The sequence below is a fragment of the Limnohabitans sp. genome, assembly GCF_044361985.1.
Taxonomy (GTDB): Bacteria; Pseudomonadota; Gammaproteobacteria; order Burkholderiales; family Burkholderiaceae_C; genus Limnohabitans_A.
Genome location: NZ_JBIKHV010000002.1, coordinates 16,182 through 34,206, shown reverse-complemented (window position 1 = coordinate 34,206; position 18,025 = coordinate 16,182). Strand labels below are relative to the sequence as shown.

Genomic DNA, 18,025 nt, shown 5'->3' with positions numbered 1-18,025 from the left:
GCATGGAAACCAAGTGGCTTGAAGACTTTGTGAGCTTGGCTGAAACCCGCAGTTTCAGCCGCTCTGCGCAACTGCGTCATGTGACGCAGCCGGCTTTTTCACGGCGCATCCAGTCCCTGGAAGCCTGGGCGGGTGCTGACCTGGTGGACCGCAGCTCCTACCCCACCAAACTCACCCCGGCCGGTGAGACCTTGTTTGACCAGGCGCTGGAACTGCTGCAGTCCCTGCAAAACACCCGGGCCATGCTGCGCGGCCACAACTCGGCAGGGCAAGACTTCATCGAGTTCGCCATTCCGCACACTTTGGCCTTTACGTTTTTTCCGTCTTGGATGGCCGGCTTGCGCGAAAGCTTTGGCCCCATCAAAAGCCGTTTGATCGCACTCAATGTGCACGACGCGGCCATGCGCCTGGCTGAAGGGGGGTGCGACCTGTTGATCGTCTACCACCACCCCTCGCAACCCTTGCAACTGGATGCCGAGCGTTACGACATGGTGGTGCTCGGCGCGGAGTCCATTGCCCCCTACGTCAAGGCGCAGGCCGACGGCACCCCTGTGCTTGGCCTGCCTGGAGCACCCTCCCGTCCCTTGCCCTATCTGGGCTATGCGCCGGGGGCGTATCTGGGCGGCGTGACCGACTGGATCCTCAAGCAAGCGGGGACACCGATTCATCTGGACCGGGTCTATGAAACCGACATGGCCGAAGGCCTGAAAGTCATGGCCATGCAAGGCCATGGCCTGGCGTTCTTGCCAGAAAGTGCTGTGCGCAAGGAAGTCCAGAGCGGGGCTTTGGTGGAATCGCGTTTGCCGGACGGTCAGGCTTTGTCCTTGACGATGGAGGTCAGGGCATACCGGGCCAAGCCAGGACCTAAAACCAGCGGCCACCATCCAGCGCACGAGCTGTGGGCGCATTTAACGCAGGGAACGCCCCGCGCAGCTTGATCTGACGCCTGCAGGCATTGTGTTATGCTTTTTTTGCATGATGATCTGGGGTACACCCTGATGTAAGAGGGTGGTCTGGCTCACTATAGTTGCGGCTGGTTTGCTGCAACTGTATTTTGTGTTTGGGCTGTGAAAAACCAGCCTGTCTAAATGCCATGATGGTGCTTCCGCGAATTGAAGCGGCATGGTTTAACTTTCGCCTTTTGGCAATTTTTGGAGAACTGAATGAAAAAGCAATTGTTCGCTGTCGCGATCACCGCCCTGGCCTGCATGGCTGCTCAAGCCGACACCATCGCCAAGGTTAAGAATGCCGGCGCCATCACCATGGGTGTGCGCGACTCTTCGGGCGCCCTGTCCTACACCCTGGGGGATGGCAAGTACGCCGGTTTTCACTTTGAGGTCTGCCAGCGCATCATTGGCAATTTGGAAAAAGCCGTAGGCAAAAAAGTCGATGTCAAGTTTCAGTCGGTGACTTCGCAAAACCGCATTCCACTGGTGCAAAACGGCACGGTCGACATTGAGTGCGGCTCCACCACCAACAACGCAGCGCGTCAAAAAGACGTGGCCTTTGTGGTGACCACTTTTGTGGAAGAAGTGCGCATCGCTGCCAAAGTCTCTTCAGGCATCACTTCGATCGCCCAATTGGTCAACAAGACCGTGGCCACGACAACAGGCACCACTTCGGTTCAGTTGCTGCGCAAGCATGAGCGCGCCAACGGCGTGAACTTTAACGAACTGTTTGGCAAAGACCATGCTGACAGCTTTTTGTTGCTGGAGTCCGGCCGCGCTGATGCATTCGTCATGGATGGCCAGATCCTGGCTGGCAATATCGCGACCGCCAAAAACCCTGCAGACTTTCGCATTGTGGGTGAGGTGCTCAACGTTGAGCCGATCGCCATCATGATTCGCAAGGACGACCCGGCTTTCAAGAAATTGGCCGACGACACCGTGCGTGACATGGTCAAGAACGGTGACATGGCCAAGGCCTATGACAAGTGGTTTGTACAACCCATCCCGCCAAAAAATACACGCGTGGGTCTGGTTGCCAGCGAAGCCACCAAAACAGCTTGGGCTAACCTGAACGACAAGCCTGCAGAAGATTACGCCAAGAAATAATTTTGCCTTGATGCGTTTCAAACCCCGCCGGGGCTAACTTGGGCGGGGTTTCTTTTTGGGGAATGGGTTTCCCTTTTGCAGGAATAAAAAAATGACTTGGGACTGGCAGGTATTTTTGACCGATGACGGCAGTGGCCGAACCTATCTTGAGTGGATGCTGGAGGCTTGGCGCTGGACGCTGGCTGTGGCGGCTTGCTCCTGGTTGGTGGCCATGAGCGTTGGCGCCGTGGTGGGTACTGTCCGCACTTTGCCTGGACGGCCGGTCCTGGTGGCACTGGGCAATGCCTGGGTTGAGTTGTTCCGCAACATACCGCTGTTGGTGCAGATTTTCTTGTGGTACTTCGTTGTGCCCAAAATATTCCCGGCATTTCAGCAGGTGCCTGGTTTCATGTTGGTGGTGTTTGCTTTGGGTTTTTTCACCTCGGCGCGCATTGCCGAGCAAGTGCGGGCGGGTATTCAAGCCTTGCCCAAAGGGCAGAGTTACGCCGCCATGGCCGTGGGCTTTACCACAGCACAGTCGTACCGGTATGTGATTTTGCCCATGGCGTTTCGCATCATCTTGCCGCCACTGACCAGTGAGTCGATGAACCTGTTAAAAAACTCCTCGGTGGCCTTTGCCGTGTCGATTGCAGAACTCACCATGTTCGCCATGCAGGCGCAGGAAGAAACCTCACGAGGCATTGAAATCTACCTGGCCGTCACCGGGCTTTATGCCTTGTCAGCCTTCGCTGTGAATCGCGTGTTTGCCAAGATCGAAAAGAAAATGCGTGTGCCTGGCTTCATCGTCTCCGCCGGAACGGGGGGGCACTGACATGTTTGGACTCGACCTTTCCTTTTTTGATCTGGAGATGCTGCGCAAGTTCGTCTGGAGCGGCCTGATTTTCAGTGTGCAACTGACCATCACCGCCACCATCGGCGGCGTGATTTTTGGCACCTTGCTGGCACTGATGCGCTTGTCGGGCAACAAAATGCTGGCTGCACCCGCCACCTTCTATGTCAACGGCATGCGCTCGGTGCCCTTGGTCATGGTGATCCTTTGGTTTTATTTGCTGATGCCGTTTTTGATCGGCAGACCCATTGGCGCCGAATGGTCGGCCATCATCACCTTTGTGGCCTTTGAGGCCGCCTACTTCAGCGAGATCATGCGCGCGGGCATCCAGTCCATTCCCCGTGGGCAGGTGCTTGCCGGTCAAGCCATGGGCATGAGCTATGGGCAGAACATGCGCCTGGTCATCTTGCCCCAGGCCTTCAGAAACATGCTGCCGGTGTTGCTCACGCAGACCATCATCTTGTTTCAGGACACCTCGCTGGTGTATGCCATTGGCGCTTATGACTTGCTCAAGGGTTTCAGCAACGCCGGCAAAATTTATGGCCGACCTGAAGAGGCTTATATCCTGGCCGCCGGGGTGTACTTCATCATTTGTTTTGGGTTGTCCTGGGCAGTCAAGCGCTTGCAGGCCAAGATCGCCATCGTGCGTTGATGCACGCACTGAAATCGGGAAAAGAAAATGATTGAAATCAAAAATGTGTCCAAGTGGTATGGCCCGGTACAGGTGCTCAACGACTGCTCGGTCAGCATCAACAAGGGCGATGTCGTGGTGGTCTGCGGTCCTTCGGGCTCGGGCAAGTCCACCCTCATCAAAACCGTCAATGCGCTTGAGCCCGTACAACAAGGCAGCATCCATGTGGATGGCGTGTCCTTGATGGATGCGGGCACCGACTTGCCCAAACTGCGTTCGCGCGTGGGCATGGTGTTTCAGAGCTTTGAGCTGTTTCCGCACCTGTCGGTGACCGAGAACCTGACGATCGCCCAGATCAAGGTGCTGGGCCGATCTGAGGCCGAAGCCAAAGAGCGCGGCCTCAAGATGCTGGACCGCGTGGGCCTGCTGGCGCACAAGGACAAGTTTCCGGGCCAGTTGTCGGGTGGTCAGCAGCAGCGCGTGGCCATTGCCCGCGCCTTGTCGATGGACCCGATCGTCATGCTGTTTGACGAGCCCACTTCAGCACTTGACCCCGAAATGGTGGGCGAAGTGCTGGATGTGATGGTGCAACTGGCCAACGAAGGCATGACCATGATGGTGGTCACGCACGAAATGGGCTTTGCCCGCAAAGTGGCCAACCGCGTGATCTTCATCGACGTGGGTGGGCGCATCCTGGAAGACTGCTCCAAAGACGAGTTTTTCAACCACCCTGAAAACCGCCAGCCCCGCACCAAAGACTTCCTGAACAAGATCTTGCAGCACTGATTGAGGTAGGGTCTCTTTTGACAGGTCTTTTCCGCACCTTTTTCGCATAAGCCTGTTTCACCACATCCGCATGCACCAGAGGTGGGGCAGCGGGTTGGGGCGATTTGGCGAGCAAAGCGAGTATGAGCCACGGCCTGCTGTCCCATCTCTGGCGCCGGTAGCGGTCATGCACCCTTCCCACAGGTTTGAGACAATAGCGAACATGACCCAAGAAATCACCCTCACCCGCCCTGACGACTGGCACCTGCATGTGCGCGATGGCGCTGCACTCAGCGTTGTGGTGCCGCACACCGCGGCCCAGTTTGCCCGCGCCGTCATCATGCCCAACCTCAAGCCGCCGGTGACCACTGCCGAGCAGGCGCTGGCCTACAAGGCCCGCATTCTGGCCGCTGTGCCCAAGGGCCTGGCGTTTGAGCCGTTGATGACGCTGTACCTGACCGACAACCTGGCCCCAACCGAAATTGCCCGCGCCAAAGCGGCCGGTGTGGTGGCCTGCAAGCTGTACCCCGCGGGCGCCACCACCAACAGCGATGCGGGCGTGACCGATCTGCGCAAGATCTACCCTGTGCTCGAGGCCATGCAGCGCGAAGGCATGCTGCTGCTGGTGCATGGCGAAGTCACCTCGCCCGATATCGACCTGTTTGACCGTGAAGCGGTGTTCATCGAACAGCAACTCAAGCCCTTGCGCCGCGATTTCCCCGGGCTGAAGATCGTGATGGAACACATCACCACAGCCGAGGCCACGCAGTACGTGGCCGAGGGCGATGCCATGCTGGGCGCCACCATCACCGCGCACCACCTGCTGTACAACCGCAACGCCCTCTTTACCGGCGGTATTCGCCCGCATTACTACTGCCTGCCGGTGCTCAAGCGGGAGACGCACCGACTGGCGCTGGTCAAGGCGGCTACCTCGGGCAACCCGCGTTTCTTTTTGGGCACCGACAGCGCACCGCACCCGGCACACCTGAAAGAGCACGCCACCGGTTGCGCCGGTTGCTACACCGCGCACGCGGCCATCGAGATGTACACCGAAGCCTTTGACCAGGCCGGCGCACTCGACAAACTGGAAGGCTTCGCCAGTTTCTTCGGGCCCGACTTTTACGGCTTGCCACGCAACACCGGCCGCATCACGCTGCGCCGCGAGAGTTGGACACCCGCCGAAAGCTTTCCCTTGGGCGAGGCCGAACTCAAGCCTCTGCGCTCAGGAGAAAGCTTGCCGTGGCGTCTGGTGACAGGCTGAGTCTGGGCCAATCTCCGAACGCCGATTTGACAGGCGGGCGCTGCGCCCAAACCCTGTTGCGCGGCGTGTCCGACATCGACTGGTCTGCCCCTTGGTTGCAGGGCTGGCGAGGGGTGGGCGAAACCATTGCCCGTCAGATCGAGGCCGGCTGCCCGCAGGCGCAGGCGCTGAACGAAGCCGGCCTGGCGCCCGTGCGTTTTGTGCCGCAAGGCGACTTGCCTGAAAGCCAGGCTTATGAAGACTTCATTTTTGCCCGTGGCCAAGTGCCCACCCGCGAAGGTCTGCACGATTTCTTCAACGCCCTGTGCTGGATGCATTTTCCGCAGACCAAAAAACGTTTGAACCAGCTGCAGGCCACTGAGATTGCCCGGGCCGGGGTGAGGCAGGTCCGCGGCGCGGTGCGCGATGCCGCCACTGTGTTCGACGAAAACGCCTTGCTGATCCAGCCCTCGGATGCCTTGTGGGCGGCGCTGACAGAGCACCGTTGGCACGATGCGTTTGTGGCTCTGCGCGACGAGTGGCCCAGCACCCGCTTGTGGACTTTTGGCCATGCTGCGCTTGAAAAAGCGGTCCAGCCCTACAAATCCATCACCGTGCACATGTGGCGTGTGCCCCCAACGGTGCTGCCGGGCGACATCGACGCCTGGTTGGCGCAGGACCTGAGCGCCGAGAAGCTGTCACGCAAACCCTTCAGCCCCTTGCCCATGTTGGGCGTTCCCTGCTGGTGGCCTGCTAACCAAGACCCGGCTTTCTACGCTGACAGCAGCGTCTTCAGGCCACGCCGCGTCAAAGCGCTGGCTGAAAAACCGTACGCCGTTGAGGAAATCGTTCCCCCCGGTTGATTTTGCCCGGCAAGCCCCTAACATTCCCCTCAGCGAACCCGCGCATTTCGGGTTGAAAGTGAAACATCCCATGAAACGAATTTTCCTGTTTGTCATGACCAACTTGGCCGTTGTGGTCGTGCTGGGCATCGTCGCCAACTTGCTGGGCGTGAACCGATTCCTCACAGCCAATGGGCTGAACCTTGGCGCCTTGCTCGGGTTTGCGCTCATCATGGGCTTTGGAGGCGCCATCATTTCCTTGCTCATCAGCAAACCCATGGCCAAGTGGACATCGGGTGTGAAAGTTATCAGCCAGCCCGCCAATGCCGACGAAGCCTGGATCTTGGAAACCGTGCGCAAGTTTGCCGACAAGTCCGGCATTGGCATGCCTGAGGTCGGCATCTTTCCAGGTGACCCCAATGCCTTTGCCACCGGCGCTTTCCGCGACTCGGCCTTGGTGGCGGTGTCCACTGGCTTGCTGCAAAACATGACCCACGAAGAAATTGAAGCGGTCATTGGCCACGAAATTGCGCACATTGCCAACGGTGACATGGTCACCATGACCCTGATTCAGGGGGTGATGAACACCTTTGTGGTGTTCATTTCTCGCGTGGTGGGTTATGCGGTGGACAGCTTTTTGCGCAAGGGCGACAGCGAAAACACGGGCCCTGGCATCGGCTATTTCGTGACCACCATCGTGATGGACATCCTGCTGGGCTTTGTGGCCGCCATCATCGTGGCCTGGTTCAGCCGCCAACGCGAGTTTCGTGCCGACGCAGGTGCTGCAAAGCTCATGGGTCGCAAGCAACCCATGATCAATGCGCTGGCTCGACTGGGTGGCGTGCACACCGCCGAGTTGCCCAAGACCATGGCCGCCATGGGCATTGCGGGTGGCATAGGGAAGTTGTTCAGCACCCACCCCCCCATTGAAGAGCGCATCGCTGCTCTTCAAGCCAGCGCCCAATAAGCCTTTAGCAGGCCTGAAGAGCCGAGCCAAGGCCCCGCTGGACGGGGCCTTTTGATTTTTTCAGCTGGACCTCGATGGGCCATCTGTTTCATGCCAAACCCCAGCCCCTGGATGGCTGCGGGTCTGCCATCAAGGCAAGGCGTAACCCAAGCGACTGGTGATCAAAGCGGCCTCACTTACGATGCCCACGTGACTGATCTCGTCCTTTTCGGGCTTGCATGAAACCGCGCAAGCCCTTTTTCTTTTTACAGCGTCAGTGGGCGCTTGCGCACCGCCGCCATCTGCGCACATTTGCAGCTTGGCCTGCTGCCGTTCGAGGCATGGTCTGGATGGTTCTGGGGGGCATTCTTTTTTCTTTGCTGAACGCCGTTGCCCGCGAACTGACCTTGCACCTGGATGTTTACCAGTCGCAGTTCTTGCGCTATTTGTTTGGCCTGCTGGTGATCCTGCCCTGGGTGTTTCGGGAGGGTTGGCGCAGTTACATGCCCGTCAACATGGCTGGGCAGTTCTGGCGCGGTGGCGTGCACACCCTGGGCTTGATTTTGTGGTTCACCGCTTTGCCAAAAATTCCCTTGGCCGACATGACGGCCATCGGCTTCACCGGGCCGATCTTCATCATGATCGGAGCCGCCTGGTTTCTGGGTGAGCCCATGCGCAAAGACCGCTGGATCGCTGCCATGATTGGTTTCGCCGGTGTGCTGGTGGTGGTCTTGCCCAAGATGTCGGGCGATGGGGGCTGGTACAACCTGGTCATGCTGGCCTCGTCGCCTGTGTTTGCCGCTTCGTTCTTGATCACCAAAGCCCTGACCCGTTACGAAAAGCCTGGCGTCATCGTGCTGTGGCAAGCCCTCACGGTCTCTGTGCTCAGCCTGCCCATGGCCTTGCCCAACTGGCAAATGCCCACCACCATGCAGTGGATCGGTTTTGCCGCCACGGGGGTGCTGGGCACGCTGGCCCACTATTGCCTGACGCGGGCCTTTGCCATGGCCGATATCTCGGCCACCCAGTCGTTGCGCTTTCTGGACTTGGTCTGGGCTTCCCTGCTGGGCTGGCTGGTGTTTGCCGATGTGCCCAGCCAGTCGACCTGGTTGGGCGCATTTGTGATTTTGTGGGCCACCGTGTGGATTGCCCGCCGTGAAGGCCGGAGAAAGATCACCGTGCCGGATTGACAGGGTATATTGCCGCGTCAACACCGGGAGTTTTCGTGATCGATATCGAGTCATTGCGCTTTGCATGGACCCAGGGTGGGGCCGACACGCTGGTGCTCGGTCGTTTGCACTTGGACCCCGGTCAAACTGCTTTTTTGCATGGTCCCAGTGGCTGTGGCAAAAGCAGCTTGCTTGGGCTTTTGGCTGGCGTTTTGTCCCCCCGCGAGGGTCGTGTGTCTTTGCTGGGGCAAGATTGGGCGGCTTTGCGTGCGGGCCAGCGGGATGCCTTTCGGGCCGACCATGTGGGGGTGATTTTTCAGCAGTTCAATCTGCTGCCTTACCTGAGCGTGCTGGACAACGTCACACTGCCTTGCCGGTTTTCGGCCTTGCGGCTCCAGCGCTGCAAGCCCGCAGGGGGCGCACAGGCATCGGCGCAAAGCTGGTTGCAACGCATGGGCTTGCCCTCTGATTTGTGGCCGCGTCGGGCCGATGCCTTGTCGGTGGGCCAGCAGCAGCGCGTGGCCGCCGCCCGCGCCCTGATCGGCCAACCGGAATTGATCTTGGCGGATGAGCCCACCTCGGCGCTGGACGCCGCCTTGCGCCGCGACTTCATGGACCTTTTGTTGCAGGCCGCACGCGATGCCGGCAGCACCCTGGTGTGCGTCAGCCACGACGAACAACAAGCTGCGCGCTTTGATGTGCAATGGTCTTTGCCAGCCTTGCAAACGCAAGAGGGCTTCGCATGAACAGCTTGTTGAGCATCGCCCGCCGCAGTGCCTGGAACCGGCGCAGCACCCTGGTTTGGGTGGTGGTGTCGCTGGCGTTGGCCACCGCTTTGCTCTGGACGCTGGAGCGTTTGCGACACGACATTCGCACCAGTTTTTCGCAATCGGTCAGTGGCGTTGATTTGATCGTGGGTGCACGCAGCAGCCCGGTGCAGCTCATGCTGTTTTCGGTGTTTCACCTGGGTAGCGTTCCGCAAACCATGTCGATGGACAGCGTGCGCGCCCTGTCGCAACACCGATCGGTGTCGTGGGTGGTGCCCTTGAGCCTGGGCGATTCGCACCGTGGCTATCCGGTGCTGGGCACCACGCCGGCATATTTTCAGCACTTTGCCTACGGTGACAAACAGCCACTGCAGTTGCAGCAAGGCCAGGCGTTTGTGGGTACGCTGGATGGTTTGTACGAAGCGGTGATTGGCGCCGAGGTAGCGCGCCAATTGGGCTATGGCCTGGGGCAAAACATCACCTTGGCGCATGGCCTGCACGACCATGACCATGCGCATGAAAATGCAGCAGACAAAGATGAGCACGCCGACAAGCCTTTCAAGGTGGTGGGCATTCTGGCGCCCACTGGCACGCCGGTTGACCGCACCGTGCATGTGAGCCTGCAGGCCCTGGAAGCCCTGCACCTCGACTGGGTTGCGGGCACGCCTTTGCCGGGTGGGCAGATCCCCGCCGACATGGCGCGCAAGTTCAACCTGGAGCCCGAAGAAGTCACAGCCGCTTTGGTTGGTCTCAAGAGCCGTGCAGCGGTGTTCAATGTGCAGCGCTTTGTGAATGTTTACGAGGCCGAGGCCTTGATGGGGGTGATGCCTGGCGTCGCCTTGGGCGAGTTGTGGTCGGTGTTGGGCATGGGCGAAAACGCTTTGCTGGCCGTGTCTGCTCTGGTGGCTTTTGTGAGCGTGGTCTCGCTCATGGCGGTGGTGCTGGCGGGCTTGAATGAGCGCCGACGTGAACTGGCGGTGCTGCGTGCCGTGGGGGCAGGGCCGCGCGACGTGCTGGGCCTGCTGACTTTAGAGGGCTTGTGGGTCACTGGCGCAGGGGTGCTCGCAGGCCTGCTGCTGGCCCAAGGCGGCATGCTGCTGGCCACGCCCTGGCTGCAAAACGCTCTGGGCATTCGTTTGCAGATGGCAGCTCCTTTGCCATCGCAACTGGCTTTGGTGGGGGGTGTGTTGCTGGCGGGCATGCTGGCCAGCCTGGGGCCTGCCTGGCGGGCTTACCGCATGTCCTTGGCCGATGGCCTGTCGCCGCGTGTTTGAATCTAAAGTGAAGGAGTCGGCCATGAAAAAACCAAGGCGATTCGGGCTTGGCTTGTGCATTTTGAGCGGGCTGCTGGCAGGGCAGGTCATGGCGCAAAGCTTGCGAGACACCGTGCGCGAAACGGTACCGCAAGTGCAACCGGCCTTGTCGGCAGGGCCTGCACCCCAAGGCGCTGGGCTGCCCGGCCCCACCCGCAGCATTGGCTGGGAGCAGTTGATCCCTGCCGGCTGGGACCCCTACAAAGACCTCAAGGCGCTGAACCTGGATGGCTTGAAAGACAACGACCCCAAGGCCGAAGAGGCGCTCAAAAAAATGCGCCAGATGTGGGACAACGCCCCCATCAATCCGATGATTCTGGGCCAGAGCGTGCGCCTGCCGGGTTTCATGGTGCCGCTGGAAGATTTGCCTGAAGGCACCAAAGAGTTTTTGCTGGTGCCCTACTTTGGCGCTTGCGTGCATTCACCGCCGCCCCCGGCCAACCAAATCGTGCACGTGGTGCTGGACAAACCCACCAAACGCTTTCGCCTGATGGACACCCTGTGGGTCACGGGTGCCTTGAGTGCGACCAAGACCGACTCGCACATGGGCGTGGCCAGCTACCGGCTGGATGCCAAGCTGGTGGCGCCTTTTTCTGAGAAAAAATAAGCGCTCAACCCGAAGAAGGTTTAACCCGAAAAAGGTTCAACCTGAAAAAGGTTCAAGCCGCAGAAGGTTCAACCCGAAAGAGTTCAATCCGGGTTGGATACGCCTGATGCGACATGGCCCGAAGGCACATGGCGCGCGGCCGACTCGATGTGTCCGGTCTGGTCGTCAAAGAAAAAGTCGGGCTCGAATTCACGCAGAAACTCACCCTTGGGCAGGCCGCCCAAAAACATGGCTTCGTCCACCTCGATGTTCCAGTCCATCAGCGTGCGAATGGCGCGCTCGTGGGCGGGCGCGCTGCGGGCCGTGACCAGAGCGGTGCGAATCCGCATGGCGGGCGTGCCTTCTTGCTGCAAGCGTTGCAGGGCGGCCAGCAAAGGCTTGAAGGGGCCTGCCAGCAAAGGTTGCCCGGCTTTGTCGCGCTCATGCGCTTGAAAAGCCGTCAGGCCCTCGGCCTGAAAAACACGCTCGGCTTCGTCGGAAAACAGCACGGCATCGCCATCAAAGGCGATGCGCACTTCGTGCGGGTGCGCCTCGGAGGCCAGTGCCGAATGCGGGTAGACCTGGGCGGCCGGCACCCCTGCGCCCAGTGCCGCCCGCACATCGGACAAATGGGTGGACAAAAACAGGTTGGCATTCAAGGGCTTGAGGTAACGCCACGGCGGCTGGCCCCGCGTGAAGCTGCCGCGCTGGATGGCCAGGCCGTAGTGCTGCGCCGAACGGAACACCCGCATGCCCGACACCGGGTCGTTGCGCGAGAGGATGACCACCTCCACCCGTTGCGCGTCGGCATCGTTGAAGGCCAACAACTTGCGCACCAAAGAAAATGCCACGCCGGGTTTGGCGGGCACTTCCAGCCGGTCGAGTTGCAGCTTCATGTAAGCCCGGTCATCGCCTTGCTCAAACAGGCGGTTCTCTTCTTCAAAGTCGAACAAGGCCCGCGAAGAGATCGCGACGACCAACTGACCTTCGAGTGTCACAGCCATTTTTTACCCGCTCCATGTTGAAGAAATTGAAGAGCACCCTCAGGATGCCCGATGGTGCGAAACGCCTTTCGGGAGGCAAGGGGCCCCATGCAGTGAGCCTCGGTGCAGGTCACTTGACCCATTGGTTGAGTTCCATGATCGGCATCAGCACGGCCAGCACGATCAGCATGACCATGCCGCCCATGCCGACGATCAGCAGGGGTTCAAGCACGGTGGCCAGGGCCATGGCGCGGCGCTGCACCTCGGAAGACAGTTGTGTGGCGGCCCGTTGCAGCATGACGGGCAGTTGTCCCGTTTGTTCGCCCAAGCGGGCAAACATGGACAACAGGCCCGGAAAGCGCGCGTTTTGTGCCAATGCCGTGCCGAGCGGGGCGCCTTCGCGCACGCGCACCAAGGCTTCCAGCGCATCGGCCCGCAGCGCCTGGTTGGACAAGGTGTCGGCGGCGGCCTGTAATGCTTTGAGAATGGGCACGCCTGCCGCCGTGAGCATGGCCAGCGTGGAGGCAAAACGGGCGCTGTTGTAGCCACGGGCCAGTCGCCCAATCAGGGGCAGGCGCAGCCAGGCGGCATCGAACTGCAGACGAAAAGCGGTTTGTTTCAAGGCCATCCGGAAACTTAAAGTACCGCCCACTGCAGCCAGCAGCAACAACCAACCCCACGTTCGCACAAAGTCGCTGATGGCCAGCATGGCCACCGTCAGCAAAGGCAACTGGCGCTTGGTCCCTGCAAACACGCCCGCGACCTGCGGCACCACCGAGGTCACCAGAAAAATCACAATTGCCAGCGCCACCAGGCTGACGATGGCCGGGTAAAGCGAGGCCGACAGCAGTTTGGATCGCAGCAGCTGCTGGTCTTCCAAGTCATTGGCCAATTGGTTCAGCACATCTCCCAAGTGGCCGCTTTCTTCGCCAGCAGAGATCACGGCGCGGTCGATGGCTGGAAACTCCCCCGGGTGGAGCCCCAAGGCACGACCCAGGCTGCTGCCCGAGTTGACTTCGGCCCGAATCGCCGCCATCAGCTGGCGCTGCTTGTCGTGTTCGGATTCTTCGGCCAAGGCGGACAGTGCCCGCTCGATCGGCAGGCCGCTGCTCACAAGACCTGCCAATTGCCGGGTCCAGACCGCGCGCTGGCTGGTGCTGAAAGCGCGGTTGTTGCCGATGGGCCGCTGCCACCAGGGCAGCAGCTTGTCGGTTGAGCCTGAGGCAATGGCTTGCACCACCAGGGGCACCAAGGATTGCGAACGCAGTTGCGTCCTGGCTGATTTCAGGCTGTCGGCTTCCACCATGCCTTTGCGCGTGGTGCCATCGGCTTGCAGGGCTTCAAAACGGTAGGCAGGCATATTGACGGGTCAGTGGCTGAAATAGATGACACCCAGTTGACCGCTAAAGCCTTGGGGGTCTGTGACAGGAGTTGAGGGTGAGATCAGGCGGCTGGTGCTGAGCTGGCTGTAAAAAGCCCACTTGGGCGACCAGCGTTGCCGGTAAGTGATTTGTGCGCCCCAGATGCCCAGGCCTGCATCTTGGCGCAGCGCCGAGCCTTCAGTGCGGGCCGCATCGGTTTGCCAATGGGGCGCTGTGGCCCAGGTGGTGTAAGCGCTCAGCAGCAAGGCGCTGTCATTGTCCAGTGGTTTGCGGTAGGTCAACGTGGGCGACAAGGTGGTGCCATCACCACGTTTGAGCAGGTCTTGCGTCATGTTCAGGCCCAAAATCCAGCGCCTGTTCAGGCTGTAATCCACAGAGGCTTTGATGCGCAGTGTCTTGCGCCCTGCTTTGAAAGCATCGAACGTGGCGTCTTGGTCCAGGTTGACCACGCTGGCAGACAAGCCAGTTTGCCATTGGCTGTCTTTCAGCCAGTCATACGTCAGGCTGTTGTCTTGAAGCGCTTGGCCAAATTGAGGCCAGGTCTGGCTGTCAACAGTGCCAATTCGCCAGCGCCCGTAGCGCAGGCCCAGGGTCGGGCGCAACTCCAGCCCGTTCCAGCGGCGCAGGTCACCGATGTCCAGTTTGGCCCCCAGGCTGTAGGTCCAGGGCGAAGGGGTGTTGACTGCCCCGGTGTTTTCAGCCACGCTGCTTTCAGCCCTGGTGTTTTCGGCAGAAGGCGCCTCTTGCGCGCAGGCCAGTCCAGCGCCCAAAGTGCTGCTGCCCAGCACCCACCAGATGGCCAAAACATGGGGGCGCCTTGGCGATGCAGTCTGGCCTGCTTTGCGAGTCGGTTTGAAGGCGCTGTGAACGACGGCTGCTGCATTCATGGCATGCCTTGTGCTCAGTCGCGCGTGACGCGCAACAGCTCTTCGGCACTGGTGATGCCCGCATCGACCAGACGTTGCCCGTCGTGGCGCATCAGCACCATGCCTTGCTGCAAAGCGGTCGCACGCAGTTCGGATTCGGCGGCGCGGTTGTGGATTTGCGCACGGATTTCGTCACTGGCCACCAGCAGTTCAAAAATGCCGGTGCGCCCAGCGTAGCCGGTCTGGCCGCAGGCCTCGCAGCCTGCACCGTGGCACGTGGTGCAGCGTTTGCGCACCAGGCGCTGTGCCAACACGCCGAGCAAAGACGAGCTCAGTAAAAAAGGCTCGACCCCCATGTCGGTCAGGCGGGTCACTGCGCTGGCGGCATCGTTGGTGTGCAGTGTGGCCAGCACCAGGTGGCCCGTGAGCGAGGCCTGAATCGCGATTTGTGCGGTTTCGAAATCGCGGATTTCTCCGATCATGATGACATCGGGGTCTTGCCGCAGGATGGCCCGCAAAGCTTTGGCAAAACTCAGGTCGATCTTGGCGTTCACCTGGGTTTGACCCACGCCTGAGAGTTCGTATTCGATCGGGTCTTCGACCGTCATGATGTTGTTGCGTGTGGCGTCCAGGCGCTGCAAGGCGGCGTACAGGCTGGTGGTTTTGCCTGAGCCCGTGGGGCCCGTCACCAGCAAGATGCCATGCGGCTGGCCGATCAACTGGTCTACCTGGTGCAGCACTTGGCCTTGCATGCCCACAGCCTCAAGGGTCAGACGGGCTTCGCTCTTGTCGAGCAGGCGCAGCACAGCGCGTTCGCCGTGGGCGCTGGGCAGGGTGGACACCCGCACATCGACCGCGCGGCTGCCCAGACGCAAACTGATGCGTCCGTCTTGCGGGAGCCGTTTTTCGGCAATGTCGAGTTCAGCCATGATTTTCAGGCGCGAGATCAGTGCAGAGTGCAGCGCCCGGTTGGGTTGTACCACCTCGCGCAGCGTGCCATCTATGCGAAAACGCACACTCGAATGGCGCTCGTAGGGCTCGATGTGGATGTCGCTGGCCCCGTCACGGGCGGCCTGCGTCAGCAAGGCATTGAGCATGCGAATGATGGGGGCGTCATCGCTGGCTTCCAGCAAGTCTTCCACGGCGGGCAGTTCCTGCATCATGCGCGACAGATCGGCTTCGGACTCAACCTCATTCACCACAGCAGCGGCCGTTGACGAGCTGTTGGCCAGCCCACCCGAGTAGGCCTGGTTGATGCGTTGCGCCAGTTCGGTGGAGGTGCTGTGCAGCATGTGCAAGCCCTGCGTGGCGAATTTTCGCGTCACTTCAGACAAGGCCGAGCGGTCGCTGTCTTCGCACAAGCTCAGGCACAGCCTTTGGCCATCGTCTTCCAGCAGCAAGCGGTGCGTGCGGGCAAAGGCATAGGGCAGGGGATAAAGCATGGGGCAGGCCAGAGGGTCAGGGTTTGGCGGGCTGGGGTGCGGCGGCGGGCGCCGGCGCAGAGGCCGCATTGCCCGAGCCGATGGGCGGCAACACCGCCGAGCCATTCACTGGCAAGGGGCCCGTTGCGGCGGGCTGGAAGCCTTGCTGGTTCATGCGCATTTGCTCATAGCGGCCCAAGGACAGGGCTTCGGTGGCCGCCCCATCACGCACCACTACGGGTCGCAAGAACACCATCAGATTGGTTTTTTTGCGGCTGCGCGCTTCCGACTTGAAGAGGTTGCCAAAAAAGGGCAGGTCGCCCAAGCCAGGTACTTTCTCTTGGCTGTTGGTGGTGTCGTCTTGCAGCAAGCCACCCAGCACGACGATGGAACCATCATCGACCAGCACGTTGGTTTCGATGGAGCGTTTGTTGGTGATCAGGCCTGCACTGGAAGAACTTTTGCTGTCGATGCTGCTGACTTCCTGAAAAATTTGCAGCTTCACGGTGCCGCTTTCGCTGATCTGGGGTTTGACCCGCAGCGTCAGCCCCACGTCTTTGCGCTCGATGGTCTGGAAGGGGTTGACGGCGCCACTGCTGCTGTTGTTGGCGGTGTATTGGCCCGTGACAAAAGGCACGTTTTGGCCGATCACGATCTTGGCTTCTTCGTTGTCCAGGGTCAACAAGTTGGGCGTGGACAACACATTGGCATCACCGTTGGCTTGCAGAAAGCGAGCCAGTGCGCCCAAGGCGAGTGCGCCATTGCGTTGCTGTCCAATCGCCACATTCAGACCGGTGGATGGGGTGTACTTGCCACTTTCTACATTGGCGGCCAATGCCAGCAAGTTGGTGCCCCCCACACCGAAATTGGTTCCCAGCACACCCACGGTGCTGCCGTTGGTGCCCGTGCCACTCAGCCACTGCACGCCGAACTCGGCGACTTTGTCGGCACTCACTTCGGCGATCAGGCTTTCCACAAAAACCTGAGCACGGCGCTGGTCGAGCATGTCGATCACGGCGCGCAACTGGCGGTATTGCGGCTCGGGGGCCGTGATGATGAGCGCGTTGGTGGCCGGATCGGCCTGGATCTGACCACCCGTTGAGGGCTGTGAGCTGGCGCCCCCTGCGCCGGATGCCGTCTGGCCAGCCCCGGTGCTCGTCGGGCTGATCGACCCACTCGCCGGGTTGCTGCCTTGCGCCGTCATGGCGGCGCGCAGCGTGGTGGCCAGCTTGGTGGCGTCGGCATTTCTCAAATACACCACATGGATGTTGCCACTGGCCGCGCCAGCGCCTGTGGCATTGGGCTGGTCGAGTTGTTCGGCCAATGAGCGCGTCAATGCCAGGCGCGCTGGGTTGGCGGCACGCACGATCAGCGAGTTGGTGCGGGTCTCGGCCAACACCGTGGTCTTGAACAAATTGTCGGTCTGGCCTGCCACTGCCGGTGCGCCGGCAGCGGCACCTGAGTCGATCAGTCGCTGCAGCATGGGCGCCAGGTCAGCGGCAATGCCATGTTTGAGCCGAATGACCTCTACGCCAGTGGCATTGGCCACATCCAGCGCGGCAATGATGCGCCCCAGGCGCTGCAAGTTGTCGCCGTAGTCGGTGATCACCAGCGCATTGGTGCCAGGGTTCACGTTGATGGTGTTGTTGGGGCTGATGAGCGGGCGCAACACCGGCACCAGGTTATTGGCGTTTTCGTGGTTCAGCCGAAAAATTTGTGTGACGATTTGACCGCTGCTGGCGGGCGCAGGCCCTGCCGATACCGCGCTGCTTTGCAGCTTGGCTTCGGCCTCGGGCAACACGGTGTAAAGCCCGGCCGATTCGACCAAGGCAAAACCCTGGGTGCGCAGTTGTGCGGCAAACAGGCGCAGTGCCTGGGCCGGTGGCACGGGCAAGTTGCTCGACAACGACATGGTGCCCTTGACCCGGGGGTCCACCACCACGTTGTAGCCCGACAAAGTGGCCAGTGTGCGGGCCACGGCATCGATTTCGGCATTGACAAAATTGAGCGTGACGGGCTCTTTTTGCCGAGCGTTCAATGCGGGGGGCTTGAGCACCGGGTCATCTTTGGCAGCTGGTGCCTGGGCTTGCGCCACTGAGCCAGCCAGACACACGCAGGTCAGGACGAACAGTCGCCAGCGAGCTGGCTTGGACAAAGGCTCGGGCAGATGGCTGGGGCGTGTGGTGGTGAGCATGGTGTAAAGCGAATGAGGCAGTAGAGGCAATAGAGGC

General features: G+C 60.5%; 17 protein-coding genes. 12 read left to right on the top strand and 5 right to left on the bottom strand.

All coding sequences use genetic code 11. The annotated features are described in order from the left end of the window. Window positions 1-2 precede the first annotated feature (2 nt). From ACIQ3A_RS00875 to ACIQ3A_RS00820, 12 genes are all read left to right on the top strand, one after another. Window positions 3-938: a LysR family transcriptional regulator gene (locus ACIQ3A_RS00875; protein ID WP_396429864.1), complete on the top strand. Its 936-nt coding sequence runs from the start codon at window positions 3-5 to the stop codon at window positions 936-938. A gap of 225 nt (window positions 939-1,163) precedes the next feature. Next, window positions 1,164-2,054: an amino acid ABC transporter substrate-binding protein gene (locus ACIQ3A_RS00870; RefSeq protein ID WP_396429863.1), complete on the top strand. Its 891-nt coding sequence runs from the start codon at window positions 1,164-1,166 to the stop codon at window positions 2,052-2,054. Between the two features lie 91 nt (window positions 2,055-2,145). Continuing rightward, entirely contained in the window at window positions 2,146-2,865 is a 720-nt protein-coding gene (locus tag ACIQ3A_RS00865; protein ID WP_396429862.1) for an amino acid ABC transporter permease, read from the top strand. Window position 2,866: 1 nt separating this feature from the next. Continuing rightward, window positions 2,867-3,535: an amino acid ABC transporter permease gene (locus tag ACIQ3A_RS00860; protein WP_396429861.1), complete on the top strand. Its 669-nt coding sequence runs from the start codon at window positions 2,867-2,869 to the stop codon at window positions 3,533-3,535. A 27-nt stretch (window positions 3,536-3,562) separates the two neighbouring features. Then, window positions 3,563-4,300, top strand: coding sequence for an amino acid ABC transporter ATP-binding protein (locus ACIQ3A_RS00855; RefSeq protein ID WP_396429860.1), 738 nt, complete (start codon window positions 3,563-3,565; stop codon window positions 4,298-4,300). Between the two features lie 202 nt (window positions 4,301-4,502). Continuing rightward, window positions 4,503-5,540: a dihydroorotase gene (gene pyrC / locus ACIQ3A_RS00850; RefSeq protein WP_396429859.1), complete on the top strand. Its 1,038-nt coding sequence runs from the start codon at window positions 4,503-4,505 to the stop codon at window positions 5,538-5,540. Next, entirely contained in the window at window positions 5,519-6,382 is an 864-nt protein-coding gene (locus tag ACIQ3A_RS00845; protein WP_396429858.1) for a DUF3025 domain-containing protein, read from the top strand. Before pyrC ends, ACIQ3A_RS00845 begins: the two co-directional genes overlap by 22 nt. A 70-nt stretch (window positions 6,383-6,452) precedes the next feature. Further along, entirely contained in the window at window positions 6,453-7,328 is an 876-nt protein-coding gene (gene htpX / locus ACIQ3A_RS00840; RefSeq protein ID WP_396429857.1) for a protease HtpX, read from the top strand. A gap of 218 nt (window positions 7,329-7,546) precedes the next feature. Continuing rightward, window positions 7,547-8,497: a DMT family transporter gene (locus tag ACIQ3A_RS00835; RefSeq protein ID WP_396429856.1), complete on the top strand. Its 951-nt coding sequence runs from the start codon at window positions 7,547-7,549 to the stop codon at window positions 8,495-8,497. A gap of 35 nt (window positions 8,498-8,532) precedes the next feature. Continuing rightward, window positions 8,533-9,222 (top strand): ABC transporter ATP-binding protein, encoded by a 690-nt coding sequence (locus tag ACIQ3A_RS00830; RefSeq protein WP_396429855.1) that lies wholly within the window; start codon window positions 8,533-8,535, stop codon window positions 9,220-9,222. Next, on the top strand, window positions 9,219-10,517 hold the full coding sequence (locus ACIQ3A_RS00825) for an ABC transporter permease (protein WP_396429854.1): 1,299 nt from the start codon (window positions 9,219-9,221) through the stop codon (window positions 10,515-10,517). Before ACIQ3A_RS00830 ends, ACIQ3A_RS00825 begins: the two co-directional genes overlap by 4 nt. A 22-nt stretch (window positions 10,518-10,539) precedes the next feature. Further along, window positions 10,540-11,163: a DUF3299 domain-containing protein gene (locus tag ACIQ3A_RS00820; RefSeq protein ID WP_396429853.1), complete on the top strand. Its 624-nt coding sequence runs from the start codon at window positions 10,540-10,542 to the stop codon at window positions 11,161-11,163. An 83-nt stretch (window positions 11,164-11,246) separates the two neighbouring features. Here the strand turns inward: ACIQ3A_RS00820 and ACIQ3A_RS00815 are convergent, their stop codons facing one another. The 5 genes from ACIQ3A_RS00815 to gspD form a co-directional block, all read right to left on the bottom strand. Continuing rightward, a complete protein-coding gene (locus ACIQ3A_RS00815) occupies window positions 11,247-12,146 on the bottom strand; it encodes a 5'-nucleotidase (protein ID WP_396429852.1) in 900 nt (299 codons plus the stop codon). 109 nt (window positions 12,147-12,255) lie between these two features. Beyond that, entirely contained in the window at window positions 12,256-13,485 is a 1,230-nt protein-coding gene (gene gspF / locus ACIQ3A_RS00810; RefSeq protein ID WP_396429851.1) for a type II secretion system inner membrane protein GspF, read from the bottom strand. Window positions 13,486-13,494: 9 nt separating this feature from the next. Beyond that, window positions 13,495-14,394: a hypothetical protein gene (locus ACIQ3A_RS00805; RefSeq protein WP_396429850.1), complete on the bottom strand. Its 900-nt coding sequence runs from the start codon at window positions 14,392-14,394 to the stop codon at window positions 13,495-13,497. A gap of 14 nt (window positions 14,395-14,408) precedes the next feature. Continuing rightward, complete coding sequence (locus ACIQ3A_RS00800) at window positions 14,409-15,815, bottom strand: GspE/PulE family protein (RefSeq protein WP_396429849.1); 1,407 nt, start codon at window positions 15,813-15,815, stop codon at window positions 14,409-14,411. A gap of 16 nt (window positions 15,816-15,831) precedes the next feature. After that, a complete protein-coding gene (gene gspD / locus ACIQ3A_RS00795) occupies window positions 15,832-17,988 on the bottom strand; it encodes a type II secretion system secretin GspD (protein WP_396429848.1) in 2,157 nt (718 codons plus the stop codon). Window positions 17,989-18,025: the final 37 nt, after the last annotated feature.